A 15,430-nucleotide genomic window follows, 5' to 3' on the forward strand; every position below is an offset into this window, starting at 1 on the left:
CGCGGCTCCAGCGCCCGGCCAGCGCACCGGCCACGCCGCTGGGCGCGAAGCGCAGCACCGCCAGCAGCAGGATGCCGAACAGCAGGATGCGGTACTCGGCAAAGTCCGACAGGGCCTCGGGCAGCGCCACCACGATGGCGGCGCCGATCACCGGCCCGTAGGTGCGGCCCGACCCGCCGATGACCACCGCCAGCACGAACAGGATCGACTGGAAGAAGTTGAAGGCGCTGGGCGTGACGAAGGTGGTGGCCACCGCGTAGAACGAACCCGCAATGCCCGCCAGCACCGCCGAGAGCGTGAAGGCCAGCGTGCGCACGGCCAACGGGTTGACGCCCATCGAGCCGGCGGCGATTTCCGAGTCGCGCACCGCGCGCATCGCCAGGCCCCAGCTGCTGCGCACCATGAGCTTGTAGAACACCAGCGTGGCCAGCATGAGCAGGATGGCGGCCACCGCCACGCCGCGCTCGCCGATGGACCAGCTGCCCAGCGTCGGGTAGGGAATGTTCATGATCCCGTTCTGCCCGCCGGTCACATGCTCCCACTCCACGGCGGTGAACTCCACCACGAAGCCGAAGGCGATGGTGACCATGGCCAGGTACGGCCCCTTCACCCGCAAAGCCACCAGGCCGAGCAAGGCGCCGAGCACGCCGGTGATGAGGATGCTCACGGGCAGCGTCCACCAGAAGCCCCAGCCCAGCTTGGTGCTGAGCGCGGCGGTGGCATAGGCGCCAATGGCATAGAAGCCCACGTGGCCGAAGGAGACCAGGCCGGTGAGGCCCATCAGCACGTTCAGGCCGACACCGACGATGACGGTGAGCGCGCCGATGACCAGCAGGAACAGGTAGTACTGGTCCGCCATGGCGGCGAACACGAGCGTGGTGGCGGCCAGCGCCATCAGGATGGAGTCGCGTGGTGCTTTCATACCTTCTTCACTCCTGCCTTGCCCAGCAGCCCGTGCGGCCGCACGGCCAAGGCGAAGATCACCAGGCCGAAGGCCAGGATGTTGGTGTAGGCCGACCCCAGCATGGAGGTGATGAGCGCCTCCACGATGCCGAAGATGAAGCCTGCGAGCACCACGCCGCGCGCACTGCTCAGGCCGCCCAGGATGCCCACCGCGAACGCCTTCACGCCGAACAGCGTGCCCATCTCGGCCGACACCGAGAAGAGCGGCGCGATGAGGATGCCGGCAATGCCTGCCAGCACCGTCGATGCGGCGTAGCAGTACATCACCGCTCGCGGCACGTCCACGCCCATGAGGCTGGCCGCCTGCGGGTTCTGCACCACCGAGAGCAGCGCCTTGCCGTACTTGGTGTGGGTGGAGAAGGCATGCAGGCCCGAGGCCACGCCGATGGCCACCACCAGGATGGCGATCTGCAGCGGCGACACCGCCAGCCCGCCCACCGAGAAGGCCTCGCCCGACACCGGCAGCACCAGCGAGCGCGGCTCCTTGCCGAAGGTGAACATCACCGTGTGCTCCAGGATGATGCCCACCGCGATGGTGGCCATGAGCCAGGCATTGGAGCCCGCGCGCACGAAGGGCCGCACCGCCGTGCGCTCGATGAGCATGCCCCACAGCCCGCACAGCACCAGGGCCGCGACGATCGCCAGAGCGATCGGCCAGCCCCAGGCCGCCGAGAAGATGTAGCAAAGCACCGCGCCCAGCATGAGCGAGGTGCCGTGCGCGAAGTTGACCGTGTTCGACACGGCAAAGGTGATGTGGAAGCCCAGCGCAAGGAGGCCGTACATGCCCCCCATGCACAGGCCCGAGACGAGTGCCAGAGATATCAATTCATGTCTCCTTCGTTATGGGGCCCGTGGCGAGGCCCTGTTTCATCCAACCACCACTTGCCTGCAGCTCAGAGCGCTGCAACCAACCCGTCCGAGCGCGGATCCGACGCGCCCGAGATCATTCCGTTGGGGTGGCGCACCAGCGCGCCCGCATGCCCCACGAAATCCGAGAAGCCGGGAATCAGCTCCACGTCGTGGCCTGCCTTCTTCAGCGCATCCACCACGGCCGGGTCGAGCCGGTCCTCGACCTTCAGGCTCACGCTCATCTGGCCCCAGGTTCGGCCCAGCAGCCAGCGCGGCGCGGTGACGGCCTGCTGCAAGTCCTGGCCGAACATGGCGTAGCGGCTGAAGACCGCGGCCTGGCTCTGCGGCTGGCCGTCGCCGCCCATGTTCCCGTAGACCATCTCGCGCCCGTCTGACAGGCGCGCCAGCGCCGGGTTGAGCGTGTGGAAGGGCTTGCGGCCCGGCTCCAGCGCGAGGTGCGAGGCCGGGTCGAGCGAGAAGCTGGAGCCGCGGTTCTGCCAGTTGATGCCGGTGTCCTGCAGCACCACGCCGGAGCCGAACTCCCAGTACACGCTCTGGATGTAGCTCACCGAGCAGCCTTCGCCGTCCATCGCGCCCATCCACACCGTGTCGCCCTTGATGGCCGGCTCAGGCCAGGGGCGCGCACGGGCCGGGTCGATGGCCCTGGCACGCTCGTCCAGCGCCGCGGGCGTGAGGAAGTCGGCCGGGTCCACCGTCATCGCCTCGGGGTCGCCCACATGGCGGTTGCGCACCAGGAAGGCCTGCTTGGTCGATTCGACCAGGCCGTGCACATGGGCGAAGCTGTCGACCGTGGCGCCCTCGCGGATGCGGTCGAAGATGCCCAGGATCATCAGCGAGGCCAGGCCCTGCGTGGGTGGCGGCATGTTGTAGCCGGTGCCCACCGACAGCTTCACCTCCAGCGGCGTGACGAGCGAGGCATGGTGGCGCTGCAGGTCCTGCAGGCGCACGGGGCTGCCCAGGCGTTCCAGCTCGGCCGCCAGCGCATGCGCGATCTCGCCGCGGTAGAAGTCCGACAGGCCCCGCTGCGCCAGCTGCTCCAGCGTGCCGGCCAGCGCCGGAAAGCGCTGCACGCTGCGCACCTCGGGCAAGGCGCCGCCATCGCGCAGGAAGGCCTGGGCAAAGCCCGGCTGCGGCGCCAGCTCTTCGCGGAACTTCTGCGTGTAGTCGATCTGGCTCTGCGTGACCGGCGCGCCGTTGCGCGCGTACCAGATGGCGTCCTGCAGCAGGCGCGACAGCGGCAGCTTGCCGCCGGCATGCTCCAGCGCCGCCTGCCAGCCCGACACGGCGCCGGCCACGGTGTTGGCCGCCAGCGGGCCGCGCGAGGGAATCGCCTCAGGGTAGCCCGCATTGCGGTACCAGTCGCGCGTGGCCAGTCCGGCGGCGCGGCCGCAGGCTTCCACGCCGCGCGGCGCCTTGCCCGGCTGGCTGATCAGCCAGAAGCCGTCGCCGCCGATGCTGTTCATGTGCGGGTACACCACGGCAATCACCGCGGCGGCCGCCACCATCGCCTCGACCGCGTTGCCGCCGTCGCGCAGCACGCCGGCACCGGCCTGTGCGGCCAGGTGGTGCGGCGCGGTCGCCATGCCGCGCGGGGAACTCAGCGCCCTCAGCATGCCGGTTTCGCCTGTTGTGCCAGGGCCATCACCGCCTGCGTGAAGCAGCCCATGGGCGAGCGAACGATGCCCGCGCCGATCTGCCCCACCCCGGCCTGCTTGTGCGCGATGCCGGTGGTGACCACCGGCCGCATGCCGTTGTCCACCACCTTGCGGATGTCGATGCCGCACGGTGCGCCGGCAAAGTCCAGGTTGGGCAGCGACAGCGCGCCGTTGCGCGCCGCGGTGATCTCGTACATCTCGCGCGAGTAGCCCACCGCCTGCGCCACCGTGCCGCCCACCAGTTGCACCAGCGCGGGCGAGGCCGCGAGCGAAGAGCCGCCGTAGCCGGCGGTCTCGCAGATGGCGCTGTCGCCCAGGTCCGGGTTGCCGTCGGTCGCGACAAAGCCGGGGAAGTACAGGCCCTGCGGCATTTCGGAGGCGGCCTGGAACCACTGCTTGCCCAGGCCGCTGACGCGCACGCCCGTGGTCACGCCGTTGCGCGCGATGGCGGTGACGATGCTGCAGTTCTCGATACCGTGCACGGCGTCCATCGTGGCCTTGGACGATGTCATCGACAGGTTCAGGAAGAACTGGGAATTACCCGCGATGAATTCCAGCGTCTCGCGGATCGGGCCGCGGTCGCCCGGCGCGTCGGCCAGCGGCACCGAGATCGCCGCCAGGAACTGCAGCGTGGCCGCCGCATTGCGGCTGTGCACTTCGTCGCCCATCAAAAGCGCCTGCGCCTGGATGGCGCGCAGGTCCAGCCCGCCGATGGCGCGCACCGCCGTCTGCAGCGTGGGCGCCAGCACGCTCTCGATCCAGCGCAGGCGGTCGATCACGTCCTGCCCGTTGGCGCCAAAGCGCAGCACGCGGCCGATGCCCTCGCTCATGTTCGAGTAGGCCATGTTGCCGAAGGTCTCGTTGCGCACCACGAAGAGCGGCATCGACGAGGAGATCACGCCGGCCATCGGGCCCACCGCGCCGTAGTCGTGGCACTGGGCGAACTTGAATTCGCCGCGGCCCAGCATTTCCTCGGCCTGCGCTTCGGAGTCGGCCCAGCCTTCGTACAGCACCGCGCCGACCATGGCGCCGCGCATCGGGCCGCACATCCTGTCCCAGGCGATGGGCGCGCCGGCATGCAGCAGCGTGCGGCCGATGTCGGGCCACACGTCGCGTGCGTGCAGCGCCACGTCCACCAGCATGGGCTGCGCGGAGGTGATGCGCTCCACCGCCACCTTGTTGGCGGCGTCGATGCGCGAGCCGATGCACCCGGGGTCGTCCGCGTCGCCCGCCAGGTTGGCCAGGGCCCAGGCCAGCGATGCGTCCGCATCGCCCGGCGGCTGCCAGTCCAGCTGCAGGGCCTGGCCGCCACGCTCGGTCACGCTGCGCGTGAACGACTCCAGACCCACGTTCATGACGGACAGGCCGTCTTGCTCGAGAAGCGCGACACTCATCTTCTTTTCTCCTAGTCGTGTTCTTGGGGTGCCCGCGTTCACGGGACGATCCGGGTTCCGGCGGTGCCCTGCAGCGCGCCGTGCAGGCACTCGATCGAGGTGATGATCACTTCGGTGCCGCCCGCGTCGAGGTAGCGCAGCGCCGCTTCGATCTTGGGGCCCATGCTGCCGGGCGGGAACTGCCCGTCGGCATGGTGGGCGCGCGCCTCGGCGGCCGTCATGCGGTCGATGGCGCGCTGCGTAGGCTTGCCGAAATCCACCGCCACGCGGTCCACGCCGGTGAGCATCACCAGCGACTGCGCGCCCAGCTGCGCAGCCAGCATGGCGCTGGTCAGGTCCTTGTCGATCACGGCCGACACGCCGTGGTAGCAGCCGTTCTCGTCGCGCGTGACCGGGATGCCGCCGCCGCCGACGGTGATCGGGATCACGTTGGCCGCCAGCAGCGCTTCCATGGCGCCCAGCTCGACGATGCGCCGGGGCTGCGGCGACGGCACCACGCGCCGGTAGCCGCGGCCCGAGTCCTCGACGAAGCGCCAGTCCTGCTCGCGCGTGAGCTGCTGCGCGTCCTGCTCGCTGAAGAAGCGACCCACCGGCTTGGTCGGGTTGGCAAAGCCCGGGTCGTTGGCATCCACCTCCACCTGCGTGACGATGGAGCTCACCTCCATGTCCACGCCGTGCTGGTGCAGCACGTTGGCCAGGGTCTGCTGCAGCATGTAGCCCATGCCGCCCTGCGAGTGGGCCACGCACACGTCCATGGGCATGGGCGGCAGCTCGTTGGCGGTGCGCGCCATGCGGAACAGGATGTTGCCCACCACCGGCCCGTTGCCGTGGGTGAGGACGATCCTGAAGCCCTCCTGCACGATGCGCGCGAGGTGTTCGCAGGCCTGCGCCATCAGCGCCATCTGCTCGGAGGCCAGGCCCTTGATGCCCGGCGGGTAGGCGGCGTTGCCGCCGAAGGCGATGACCACGCGGCGCTGGGCCGCCCGGAGGTCGCGCTGCGCGGCGACGGCGTCGATTCGGCTGTTCATCTACTTCACCGCTTCCAGAGTGGGTTTCTTCGCACGCGCCGCGGCGCGCAGACCGATCTCGCCGGCCATGCGCGCCGCCGCCGTGCTGCTGGGCAGCACCAGCGCGCCGGCTTCGCGCAGGCGCGCCTGCTGCACCGACAGGCGCTGCGGATCGCGCTCGGTGCCGCACACGAAGGCGAGCACCGAGAGGTGGCGGCCGGCCTTCGCGCACGACGCCTTGGCTGCGGCGATGGCAGGAGCCAGTGCGCCGGCCGGGTCCTCGTGGCCGGCGTAGCCCAGCACCACGTCCAGCACGATCACCGCGGTGGCCGGGTCGGCCGCCTCGCGCTCGATGTGCTCCAGGCGGGCGCTCGGGTCGATCATGGGATGCGGACGGCCCACGGTGTATTCGTCGTCGCCCAGGTCGACGGCCTCGTGGCCGTCCTGCGCGCCCAGGCCCAGGCGGTTCCAGAGGATCTGCGCCTCGGAGGCGAAGGTGCCGCCCGAATACAGGCCCCGCACCGCGCGCTGCGTGGGCGCCAGACGCTCCACCTCGTGCTGGGCCGCGCGCACCGACTCCTCGCTCTGCCGCGACGGTGCATAGGGCTTGCCTTCGAGCAGCGCCACCGCACCCGCGGCGGCATCGAAGAGCGTGGTGGCCACCACGATGTGCGGCGGCAGCTTGCGCGCCGGCGCCTCGGCGCCCAGGAACAGCACCACGGCCGGCTTGCCCACCGCTTCCAGCTGCTCGAAGATGCGCTCGGCCACCTCGGGTGCCGGCGGCTTGGAGACGATGCCGATCACGCGCGTGGCGGCATCGGCGGCCAGCAGGTCGATGGCCTGGCGCATGGTGGCGCCGCCGATCTCGGCGTACACGTCGCGCCCGCCGGTGCCGATGGCATGGCGGATGCCCTGGCCCAGCGTGTCGATCTGGCTGCTGACTTCCTGCAGGCCGGTGCCGGACGCGCCCACCAGGCCGATGGCGCCATCGCGCACCACGTTGGCAAAGCCCAGCGGCGTGCCGCGGATGATGGCGGTGCCGCAGTCGGGCCCCATCACCAGCAGGCCCTTGCGCGCCGCCACGTCCTTGAGGGCACGCTCCTGCTCCAGCGGCACGTTGTCGCTGAACAGGAAGACGTGCATGCCGGCGCGCAGCGCCTTCATGGCCTCGCCGGCGGCGTAGGGGCCGGGCACGGAGATCTGCGCCAGCACCGCATCGGAGCGCGTGCGCGCCATGCAGATGGAGCGCAGCGGCAGCTTGAAGCCCTCGCCGCCGCCCTCGTCCTTCTTCTGCGAGCCTTCGAGCTGCGCGGCCACGTCGGCCAGCGCGGTCTCCAGCAGCTCGGCGGTGTCGGCCTCGACGCTGACCATCACGTCGCCGGGGCGCGCGGCCTCCAGCGCCGGGTCGAGCAGGCCCGAGGCGGCCATGATCGCCTTGTTGGCGGGCGTTCCCATCAGCAGGGTCACGCGCTTCACGCCTTCCTGGGCCAGCACGAGCTGCCCGATGCGCATCAACGCGACTGAATCCTTGTACAGGTTCGGTTTGATAGAGACGGAGACTGGCACGTGGATACCTTTCGTCGATTCGGTGCAACGGTGGTGTTGTGCGGGCACTGTATGAATCGGGTGCATGGGGTGTCCAGACGGCATCGGATATGTTTAAGATTCATGCCGTGGATAACAGCCTCCGCCTCAGCTCCCTGGACCTGAACCTGCTCGTGGTGTTCGATGCGATCCTCAAAGACCGCAACATCACCGCCGCAGGCAGGCGCATCGGCCTCTCGCAGCCGGCCATGAGCAACGCGCTGGCGCGCCTTCGCAAGACCTTCAACGACCCGCTGTTCGTGCGCACCGGCGGCGGCATGCAGCCCACGCCCTATGCCGAGATGCTGGGCCCGCCGATCCAGCGCGCGTGCGAGCTGGTGGCCAACTCGCTGAACATCGACACCACCTTCGAACCGCTGTCGGCCACCTGCACTTTCAACTTCTACGTGACCGACATCGGCGCGGCCGTTTTCCTGCCGAAGCTGCTGCGCACCATGGTGCAGCGCGCACCCAATGCCAAGGTGAATGTGCTGCGCATTCCGGAGTACGGCGAGCAGGCAGCCATGGCCTCCGGCGACGTGGACCTGGCCATCGGTTTTTTCCCCGATTTGAGAGCGGGTTTCTACCAACAGCGTTTGTACGTAGACAACTTCGTGTGCCTGATGAGTGCCGACCATCCGCAGGCCAACAAGCCGGTCGGTGTGGACGAGTTCATGGAGATGCGCCACGCCATCATCACCACGCCCGGCACCGGCCATGCGGCGGTGGTGCAGCGGGCATTCGCGCGGCACCGGCTGCCGGTGGCGCTGACCATTCCGCACTTCACCGCGGTGCCCATCATCGTGAGCCAGTCCGACTACGTGGTCACCGTGCCGCGGCGCCTCGCGCTGGCCTTCTCCGACTTCCCCGGCATCAAGATGATCGAGCCGCCGATCAAGATCCCGTCCTTCGAGATCAAGCAGCACTGGCACGAGCGCTACCACCACGATCCGGCCAACCGCTGGATCCGCTCGCTGATTGCCGAAGTGCTCGTTCAGTAGCCCGGGCAGGCCGCGGCGGCACCGGGCCGGTGCAGCCCGCTTTATTCACTTCATGAATTCGGACTATGCGTCTGGGGAGGCTGCGCCGCGGCGGTGCTGGGACTAAATTGCGCTGGCATTCCGCATATACAAAGGAGACACGCATGCCCGCAACCCGTTCCAGCCGCGTGCAGATTGCGCGCCGGCACCTGATCGCCGCCGTCTGCGGCGTCCTCATCGCTGGGCCGGCGGCAGCGGCCGATCCCGTGAAGATCGGCCTGGTGACGGCCTTGTCCGGCCAGTCGGCCAAAGCCGGCGAAGCCATCCAGCGCGGCCTGACCATTGCCATCGACGAGATCAATGCCAAGGGCGGCGTGCTCGGCGGGCGCCCGCTGCAGCTGGTGCGGCGCGACGACGAGGCCAACCCCGCCAAGGGCCAGGTGGCCGCGCGCGAGCTGATCTTCAAGGAGAAGGTGGCGGTGCTCATCGGCGGGCTCGACACGCCGGTGTCGCTGGCCATCATCCAGATCACCAACGAGCAGAAGGTGCCTTTCATGGGCCCGTGGGCCGCGGGCACGCCCATCACCCACAACGGCGCCAATCCCAACTACGCGTTCCGCGTCTCGGCGGTGGACGAGATCGTGGACAAGGCCATGCTGCAGTACGCGCAGAACAAGTACTCGGCCAAGAGCCCCGGCGTGATCGTGGTCAACAACCCCTGGGGCGAATCCAACCTGAACGGCCTGGTGGCCGCGCTCAAGGCCAAGGGCGTGAAGCCCGCCGGCGTGGAGAAGTTCGAGGCCAACGACGTGGACGTGACGCCCCAGCTGTCGCGCCTGAAGTCGGCCGGCGCCGATTCGCTGCTCATGGTCGGCAACGTGGGCCCCTCGGCGCAGGTGGTGAAGTCGCTCGACCGCATGGCCTGGAAGCCGCCCATCGTCTCGCACTGGGGTCCGGCTGGCGGGCGCTTCACCGAACTGGCGGGGCCCAATGCCAAAGACGTGGTCTTCGTGCAGACCTACAGCTTCTTCGGCAAGCAGACGCCGGTGGGCGACCGCGTGCTCGAGGCGCTGAAGAAGAAGTACCCCGACATCAAGGGCCCGGGCGACGTCACCCCTGCCGTGGGCGTGGCCAACGCCTACGACGCGATGCACCTGGTGGCGCTGGCCATCGACAAGGCCGGCAGCACCAAGGGCGACGCGATCCGCGAGGGCTTCTACAAGATCGGCAAGTACGAGGGGCTGATCAAGACCTACGACAAGCCCTTCTCGCCCGAGAACCACGACGCCCTCAACGAGAACGACTACGTGTGGACCCGCTTCATCGGCAACGAGATCCTGCCGGTGGACATGAACAGCAAGTAACCAGCTAAGTACCCTTCCTCTCTCCCGGGCCGGCATCGGCCCGGCACAATGGGCACACAAGAATTTGGAGACGTTTCTGGTGCCCACCGAGAATTCCCCCGGGGCCGCACATGCGGCCCCGTCTTCTTCTTCCGCTTCTGCTTCTTCGGGGCCGCGCATCCGCGTGCTCGTCGTCGACGACCAGGTGCTGATCCGCCGCGGCATGGCCCTCTTGCTGGACGCCGCGCCCGACATCGAGGTGGTGGGCCAGGGGGCTGACGGCGTCGAAGCGGTGGCGCTGGCCAGGCAGTTGCTGCCCGACGTGGTGCTGATGGACCTGCACATGCCGCGCAAGGGCGGCGTGCTGGCCACGCGGGAAATTTCCGCCGCGCTGCCCAACACGCGGGTGATGGTGCTCACCACCTTCGACCGCGACGAGCTGGTGTTCGACGCCGTGCGCGCCGGCGCGCAGGCCTACCTGCTCAAGGACGCGTCGGAAGACGAGGTGCTGGACACGGTGCGCGCGGTGCACCGCGGCGAATCGCGGCTCACGCCGCAGATCGCCCGCAAGGTGATGGACCAGTTCCGCCTGCTGGCCAACCGCATGGCGCAGGAGCCGCAGGACACCGCCCTGCCTGCGCCCTCCAGTGCCGCGCCCGCAGCGCCTCTGCCCGCCCCCGCCGCAGCAGCGCCGGCCGTGCCCACGCCCGACCCGCTGACCGACCGCGAGGCCGCCGTGCTGGAGCTCATCGCCAAGGGCCAGAGCAACCGCCAGATCGCGGCGGCACTGCACCTCGCCGAAGGCACGGTGAAGAACCATGCGAGCCGCATCATGCAGAAGCTCCATGCGAATACGCGCACCGAACTGGCGGTGCTGGTGCTGGCGCGGGGCAGGGCCAAGCAGGACGGGGGTTGAGGCTCAGCTGCGGCGCCTACCGCCGACAAGCGCCTCGACCTTGTCCAGCTGTTTCGCATGGGTGGGCGCGAGGCCGCGCAGCGCGGCGAGGTCGATGGCATCGAGCACTTCGATCCCGTGCTCCTTGAGCAGGCGTTTGCCAATCTGGCTGTTGGCCAGCTGGTAGACGCGTTGGATCTTTGCGCCCAGGCGAGCGCCCTCTTCGGGCCGACTTGCAAGCTTCAGGAGGGCAGCCTTCGCCACCTCGATTCCCCATCGCGCCTGAGTCAACACATGGGGGCCCTTGTCTTCGAGCAGGCCGACCGCGTTCTGCACGCGCGACTCGAGGACGTCGAACGGATCCATCACTCGGATGAACCTTCCTGGGCGCCATTCGACCTTGACGCTGTCGCGTCTGACTCGGTTCGTGAAATCGGTCGACTTCCGCAGGCCGCTCACGGTAAAGAGCTTGTGCAGGACGTCGATGTTTCGCACCTTGCCTTCATCGGCGGGCATCTGGATCTGACCAACCAGTGAGGTCATGGCCCTCTCGGGCGGCGTGATGACCTTGGCTCGCATGGCATCTGCCAATTCGTAGGCCCTGGCAATGGGGCCTAGAACATCACCGTCGTTCGAGACCATCATTCCGTTGGGACTGAGGCCGTAGCGTTCCATCCAGAACGCCAATGCCTGACCTCCGACCAGCACCATGTCGACGCCTATGTTCGACAGCAGCAGATCCACCGTCGCGGCATCGAGCGGGACTTCGTCGAAAGGCAGGACCGGGCTCGTCGCCATCCGCGCGTCAGTACATCAGTACGGCGAATCGACGAGCTTGACCGTTCTGGCTCGTCCGTTCGAGAACCAGCTCATGCTGGCGGCCGATTGCCGCCCGGACTGGACGCTTTCCACGTCCTGCCTCTGCTGCTTGCGCTTGCGCGCCCACAACTCGTCTTCGGAGGCCACGTACGCGTGCTTCTGCGGCTCGCCGGAACGCAGCATCCTTGCAGCGTCGCTGACGGAAAGCCCTGCGGCTTCGAGTGCAGCGCCCAGGCGAGCCCAGTACTCGATCTGCTGGGCCGCAGAACGAGACATGAGGGCGCCCTCCTTCTGGGCTTCCTTGAAAAGCGAGGCACCTACTCGAATGGAATTTGAGGACATGAATCGCTCCGCCGTGGTGGACTGTGGCAATTTACCACGCCTTCGCAATGCGCACCAATTGCCCTCCTCCCCCAACAAAAATGCGGGGCGCAGCCACCGGCCGCGCCCCGCGAAGACCCCGTGCCACACGGGGGACAGAGAACTCGTTCTTGGAAGAAGATCAGCCTGCGGTGGCCAGCCCGTTCATCGGCGTGCGCGGCGGCTCGGGCGGCGGCAGCTTGGTGTCCGCCACGTGGGCCTTGAGCATGGGCCGCAGTGCGACGATGGCCAGGAAGGCGGCGAACAGGTCCATGGCCGCCACCGTGTAGAGCACGGTGGACCAGGTGCCGGTGGCTTCCATCATCAGGTTGCCGATGGGCACGAACAGCGCGCCGATGCCCTTGGCGCAGTACAGCACGCCGTAGATCTTGCCGATGTGCTTGGTGCCGAAGGCGTCGCCGGCCAGTGCCGAGAACAGCGAATACACCTCGCCCCAGGCCAGGAACACCACGCCCGACAGGATCAGGAAGGCCCACGGGTTGTGGCCGAAGTAGCCCAGCGCGATGATGCCCAGGCCTTCCAGCGTGAAGGCGATGACCATGGTCTTCTCGCGGCCGATGTGGTCGGAGATCCAGCCGAACAGCGGGCGCGAGATGCCGTTCATGATGCGGTCGAGCATCAGCGCCAGGGGCAGCGCGGCCATGACGAAGAAGTGCAGGTCGACCTTGAAGTTCTTCACGCCCAGGTCCTGCGCGATCACGCCCAGCTGCGCCACGGCCATCATGCCGCCGGTGACCACGCAGGTGAACATGAGCAGCATCAGCCAGAACAGCTTGGTGCGCAGGGCCTCGCCCAGCGTGTAGTCGCGCCGGCTCTGGTTGACCTTGGTGGAAACGTGCGTCTCGCCGCCCTTGGGGGCGCGCAGGAACCAGGCGGCGGCAAAGGCCAGCGAGCCCTGCAGCAGGCCGAAGAACAGGAAGGCCTGCTGGAAGCCCGACGATTCGATCATGGAGGCGATGGGCAGGATGGTGGCGGCCGAGCCGGCACCGTAGCCGCCGGCCGTCAGGCCCACGGCCAGGCCGCGGCGGTCGGGGAACCACTTGAGCGCGTTGTTGATGCAGGTGGCATAGATCGAGCCCACGCCGATGCCGCCGATGGCCGCGCCGATGTAGAAGCCCATGAGCGTGGTGGCCTGCGAGTTGATGACCCAGGCCGCGCCGATGAACACCGCGCCGAAGGCCACGATCAGGCGCGGGCCGAACTTGTCGATGAAGTAGCCCTCGATGGGCGCCAGCCAGGTCTGCACCAGCACGAAGATGGTGAAGGCGATCTGGATCGAAGCGCGCTCCCAGCCGAACTTGCCCTGGATCTCGGGCACGAACAGCGTCCAGGCGTACTGGATGTTGGCCGTGGCGATCATGCACACGATGCCGACCACCAGCTGCAGCCAGCGGTTGTCGGACCAGCGCACGGGCTGGCCGCCGCCGGCGCCGTGCTTGAGTGAGGTGGTGGTGTTCATGGGGTCGTGTCTCCGTGCTGAGTAATGGGACTGAGTGATGGGACGCACTGTCGGCCCAATGGCCGGAATGCGCGCCTGCCGGAAGTCACGCGTGGAATCGAGACAAACCCCAATGAATCAGGGCAAGCCCGCATGACCAAAGTCATGGCGCGCAAAGGCGGCGCGTGCTCAGAATCACCAGCACATGAACAACGAATCGATCCCCTCCTGCCCTGTGGGCAGCACCGCAAGGCCGGCGCCGTGATCAAGAGGCTGCTGCAGCGCGTCGACCCGCGGCGAAGCCTGGCGGCCGCCGTCGGCTGGCTGCTGGTGGCGCTGGCCATGTGCCTGGCGCTGGCGGCCAACCTGTGGCTGAGCTCCTACGTGCGCGGTGCCATGCTGGAGCAGTACAGCCGCCGGCTCGACGCGGCCGGCGAGCATGTCAGCGCAGAACTCGACACCGCCCTCCTGCTGCGCCTGCAGTCGGTGAGCGTGGTTGCGTCCATGCTGTCCGAAGACGTGCAGCAGAAGGACAGCGAAGGCATCAAGCGCTCGCTGCAGGCCGTTCGCCTGGGCGTGCCCGACCTGGTCTGGCTGGCAGTGACCGATGCCGACGGCTTCATCGTGGGCGCCACCGACGAAAGCGTGCTGGGCCAGAACGTGTTCCAGCACGCCTGGATGTCGCAGGGCCTGGATGTCGCATGGATCGAGGAAGGCCGCGCACCGGGCGAGCACTTCCTCAAGCTCACGGCGCCGGTCACCAATGCGGACGGCGCCATCGTCGGCGTGGTGGCGGCGCAGATGGAGTGGCGCTGGGTGCAGAAGCTCGTGTCCAGCGTACGCGCCTCGCCGGGCGAATGGCTGCTGATCGACCGCGACGGCGTGGTGCGCGAAGGCCCGCAGCCGCTGGTGGGCAAGCGCTGGCGCGACGCGGGCGAGCCGCTCGCGCCCTTCGACCGCCGCGTGGCCACCCTGGGCAACGACGGCTCCGACCTGCCCGAGCGCATCCGCCTGCGCCGGCTGCTGGGCAACAGCCCCTACCTGATCGCGACCCCGCCGCAATCGCCCGATGGCACGCTGCGCCGCCTGGGCTGGCAGGTGGTGGTGATCCAGCCGGTGGAATCGGTGGCCGCCTTCGCCACCGCCATCGAATGGCGCATTGCGCTGATGCTGACCGTGCTGGGCCTGGTGGCGGCCGTCAGCGGCGTGGTGGTGGCGCGCAGGCTCACCCGGCGCGTGAGCGTCATCGCGCGCTCGGCCGACGCGGTGCTGGCCGGCAGCGCGTCGCGCATCGAGGTGCCCGAAGGCAGCGACGAGGCCGCCCGCCTGGCCACCGCGCTCGACCGCCTGCTGGCCAGCCTGCAGGAAGAGCGCGACGAGCTGCGAAGCCTCAACGCCGAGCTGGACGAGCGCGTGCGCGAGCGCACCGAGGAAATCAGCCGCCTGGCCCAGGAGTCGCGCGACGCCGCCGTGGTGCGCGAGCGCCTGCGCCTGGCGCGCGACCTGCACGACACGCTGGCGCATTCGATGATGGCCATGCTCACCGAGATCCGGGTGCTCAAGCACATGGCGGTTTCCAAGCCCGAGGCCCTGCCGGACGAACTGGTGCGCGCGGAACAGGCCGCGCGCGAGGGCCTGCGCGAAGCGCGCCTGGCCATCGACCAGCTGCGCAGCAACCCGGTGCGCGACCTGGGCCTGGGCGCGGCGCTGGCGGAACAGGCCAAGGCGCTGTCCGAGCGCTCGGGCATTGCGCTCGATTGCCGCATCGATGCCGAACTCGCGGGCCTGGCCGCGCAGCCGGCCGACACGGTGTATCGCATGTGCGAGGAGATGCTGCGCAACGTCGAGCGCCACGCCGGCGCGCAGCGTCTGCGCGTGGAGCTGGCGCGCAGCCAGGACGGCGGCAGCGTGGAGTTGGAGATTGCCGACGACGGCGTGGGCTTCGAACCTGGCATCGGCGCCACCGGGCACTACGGCCTGGTCGGACTGGCGGAACAGGCCGAGGCCATCGGTGCGGAAATGAGCATCGCCAGCCGCCCCGGCGCCGGCACGCGAATCAGGCTGCGCTGGGCACCGCGCGAGCTTGTGCCCATCATTTGAC

Annotated in this window: 13 protein-coding genes; 4 read left to right on the forward strand and 9 right to left on the reverse strand. The window is 68.8% G+C overall.

Going from position 1 to position 15,430, the window contains the following annotated elements:
- The 6 genes from VSO01S_RS10140 to fdrA all read right to left on the reverse strand — a co-directional run.
- On the reverse strand, window positions 1-922 hold a 922-nt coding region (locus VSO01S_RS10140; protein ID WP_245684174.1), incomplete at its 3' end, for a branched-chain amino acid ABC transporter permease.
- Window positions 919-1,788 (reverse strand): branched-chain amino acid ABC transporter permease, encoded by an 870-nt coding sequence (locus VSO01S_RS10145; RefSeq protein ID WP_068641947.1) that lies wholly within the window; start codon window positions 1,786-1,788, stop codon window positions 919-921. The genes VSO01S_RS10145 and VSO01S_RS10140, both read right to left, overlap by 4 nt.
- Before the next feature lie 68 nt (window positions 1,789-1,856).
- Complete coding sequence (locus tag VSO01S_RS10150) at window positions 1,857-3,446, reverse strand: gamma-glutamyltransferase family protein (protein WP_068641949.1); 1,590 nt, start codon at window positions 3,444-3,446, stop codon at window positions 1,857-1,859.
- Window positions 3,440-4,882, reverse strand: a complete 1,443-nt coding sequence (locus VSO01S_RS10155) for a YlbE family protein (RefSeq protein WP_068641951.1) — start codon at window positions 4,880-4,882, stop codon at window positions 3,440-3,442. The genes VSO01S_RS10150 and VSO01S_RS10155 overlap by 7 nt, the downstream gene beginning before the upstream one ends.
- Window positions 4,883-4,920: 38 nt before the next feature.
- Window positions 4,921-5,910 (reverse strand): carbamate kinase, encoded by a 990-nt coding sequence (gene arcC / locus VSO01S_RS10160; protein ID WP_068641953.1) that lies wholly within the window; start codon window positions 5,908-5,910, stop codon window positions 4,921-4,923.
- Window positions 5,911-7,539, reverse strand: coding sequence for an acyl-CoA synthetase FdrA (fdrA, locus tag VSO01S_RS10165; RefSeq protein WP_306301708.1), 1,629 nt, complete (start codon window positions 7,537-7,539; stop codon window positions 5,911-5,913).
- A 23-nt stretch (window positions 7,540-7,562) separates the two neighbouring features.
- Here fdrA and VSO01S_RS10170 point away from each other — a divergent pair, with 23 nt between their 5' ends.
- The 3 genes from VSO01S_RS10170 (at window position 7,563) to VSO01S_RS10180 (ending at window position 10,712) form a co-directional block, all read left to right on the forward strand.
- Window positions 7,563-8,474 carry a LysR family transcriptional regulator gene (locus tag VSO01S_RS10170; RefSeq protein ID WP_161944430.1) on the forward strand — a complete coding sequence of 304 codons (912 nt, stop codon included), beginning with the start codon at window positions 7,563-7,565 and terminating at the stop codon, window positions 8,472-8,474.
- A 143-nt stretch (window positions 8,475-8,617) separates the two neighbouring features.
- Complete coding sequence (locus tag VSO01S_RS10175; protein WP_068641959.1) at window positions 8,618-9,817, forward strand: ABC transporter substrate-binding protein; 1,200 nt, start codon at window positions 8,618-8,620, stop codon at window positions 9,815-9,817.
- A 79-nt stretch (window positions 9,818-9,896) separates the two neighbouring features.
- Window positions 9,897-10,712: a response regulator transcription factor gene (locus VSO01S_RS10180; RefSeq protein WP_068641961.1), complete on the forward strand. Its 816-nt coding sequence runs from the start codon at window positions 9,897-9,899 to the stop codon at window positions 10,710-10,712.
- Between the two features lie 3 nt (window positions 10,713-10,715).
- Here the strand turns inward: VSO01S_RS10180 and VSO01S_RS10185 are convergent, their stop codons facing one another.
- From VSO01S_RS10185 to oxlT, 3 genes are all read right to left on the reverse strand, one after another.
- Window positions 10,716-11,489, reverse strand: a complete 774-nt coding sequence (locus VSO01S_RS10185) for a hypothetical protein (protein ID WP_068641963.1) — start codon at window positions 11,487-11,489, stop codon at window positions 10,716-10,718.
- A 15-nt stretch (window positions 11,490-11,504) separates the two neighbouring features.
- Entirely contained in the window at window positions 11,505-11,852 is a 348-nt protein-coding gene (locus VSO01S_RS10190) for a TA system antitoxin ParD family protein (RefSeq protein ID WP_068641965.1), read from the reverse strand.
- Between the two features lie 160 nt (window positions 11,853-12,012).
- Window positions 12,013-13,350: an oxalate/formate MFS antiporter gene (gene oxlT / locus VSO01S_RS10195; RefSeq protein ID WP_068641967.1), complete on the reverse strand. Its 1,338-nt coding sequence runs from the start codon at window positions 13,348-13,350 to the stop codon at window positions 12,013-12,015.
- Between the two features lie 240 nt (window positions 13,351-13,590).
- On the opposite strand from oxlT, the gene VSO01S_RS10200 reads away from it, so the two are divergent.
- Window positions 13,591-15,429 carry a sensor histidine kinase gene (locus tag VSO01S_RS10200; protein WP_245684176.1) on the forward strand — a complete coding sequence of 613 codons (1,839 nt, stop codon included), beginning with the start codon at window positions 13,591-13,593 and terminating at the stop codon, window positions 15,427-15,429.
- Window position 15,430 lies beyond the last annotated feature (1 nt).

This window comes from Variovorax soli NBRC 106424, from assembly GCF_001591385.1.
GTDB classification, from domain to species: Bacteria; Pseudomonadota; Gammaproteobacteria; order Burkholderiales; family Burkholderiaceae_C; genus Variovorax; species Variovorax soli.

Excerpts from the sequence above, each read along its gene's own strand:
- VSO01S_RS10155 (WP_068641951.1), bottom strand. The coding sequence starts at position 4,882 with ATGAGTGTCGCGCTTCTCGAGCAAGACGGCCTGTCCGTCATGAACGTG.
- oxlT (WP_068641967.1), bottom strand. The coding sequence starts at position 13,350 with ATGAACACCACCACCTCACTCAAGCACGGCGCCGGCGGCGGCCAGCCC.
- fdrA (WP_306301708.1), bottom strand. The coding sequence starts at position 7,539 with ATGCCGTCTGGACACCCCATGCACCCGATTCATACAGTGCCCGCACAA.
- VSO01S_RS10190 (WP_068641965.1), bottom strand. The coding sequence starts at position 11,852 with ATGTCCTCAAATTCCATTCGAGTAGGTGCCTCGCTTTTCAAGGAAGCC.
- VSO01S_RS10150 (WP_068641949.1), bottom strand. The coding sequence starts at position 3,446 with ATGCTGAGGGCGCTGAGTTCCCCGCGCGGCATGGCGACCGCGCCGCAC.
- VSO01S_RS10175 (WP_068641959.1), top strand. The coding sequence starts at position 8,618 with ATGCCCGCAACCCGTTCCAGCCGCGTGCAGATTGCGCGCCGGCACCTG.
- VSO01S_RS10185 (WP_068641963.1), bottom strand. The coding sequence starts at position 11,489 with ATGGCGACGAGCCCGGTCCTGCCTTTCGACGAAGTCCCGCTCGATGCC.
- arcC (WP_068641953.1), bottom strand. The coding sequence starts at position 5,910 with ATGAACAGCCGAATCGACGCCGTCGCCGCGCAGCGCGACCTCCGGGCG.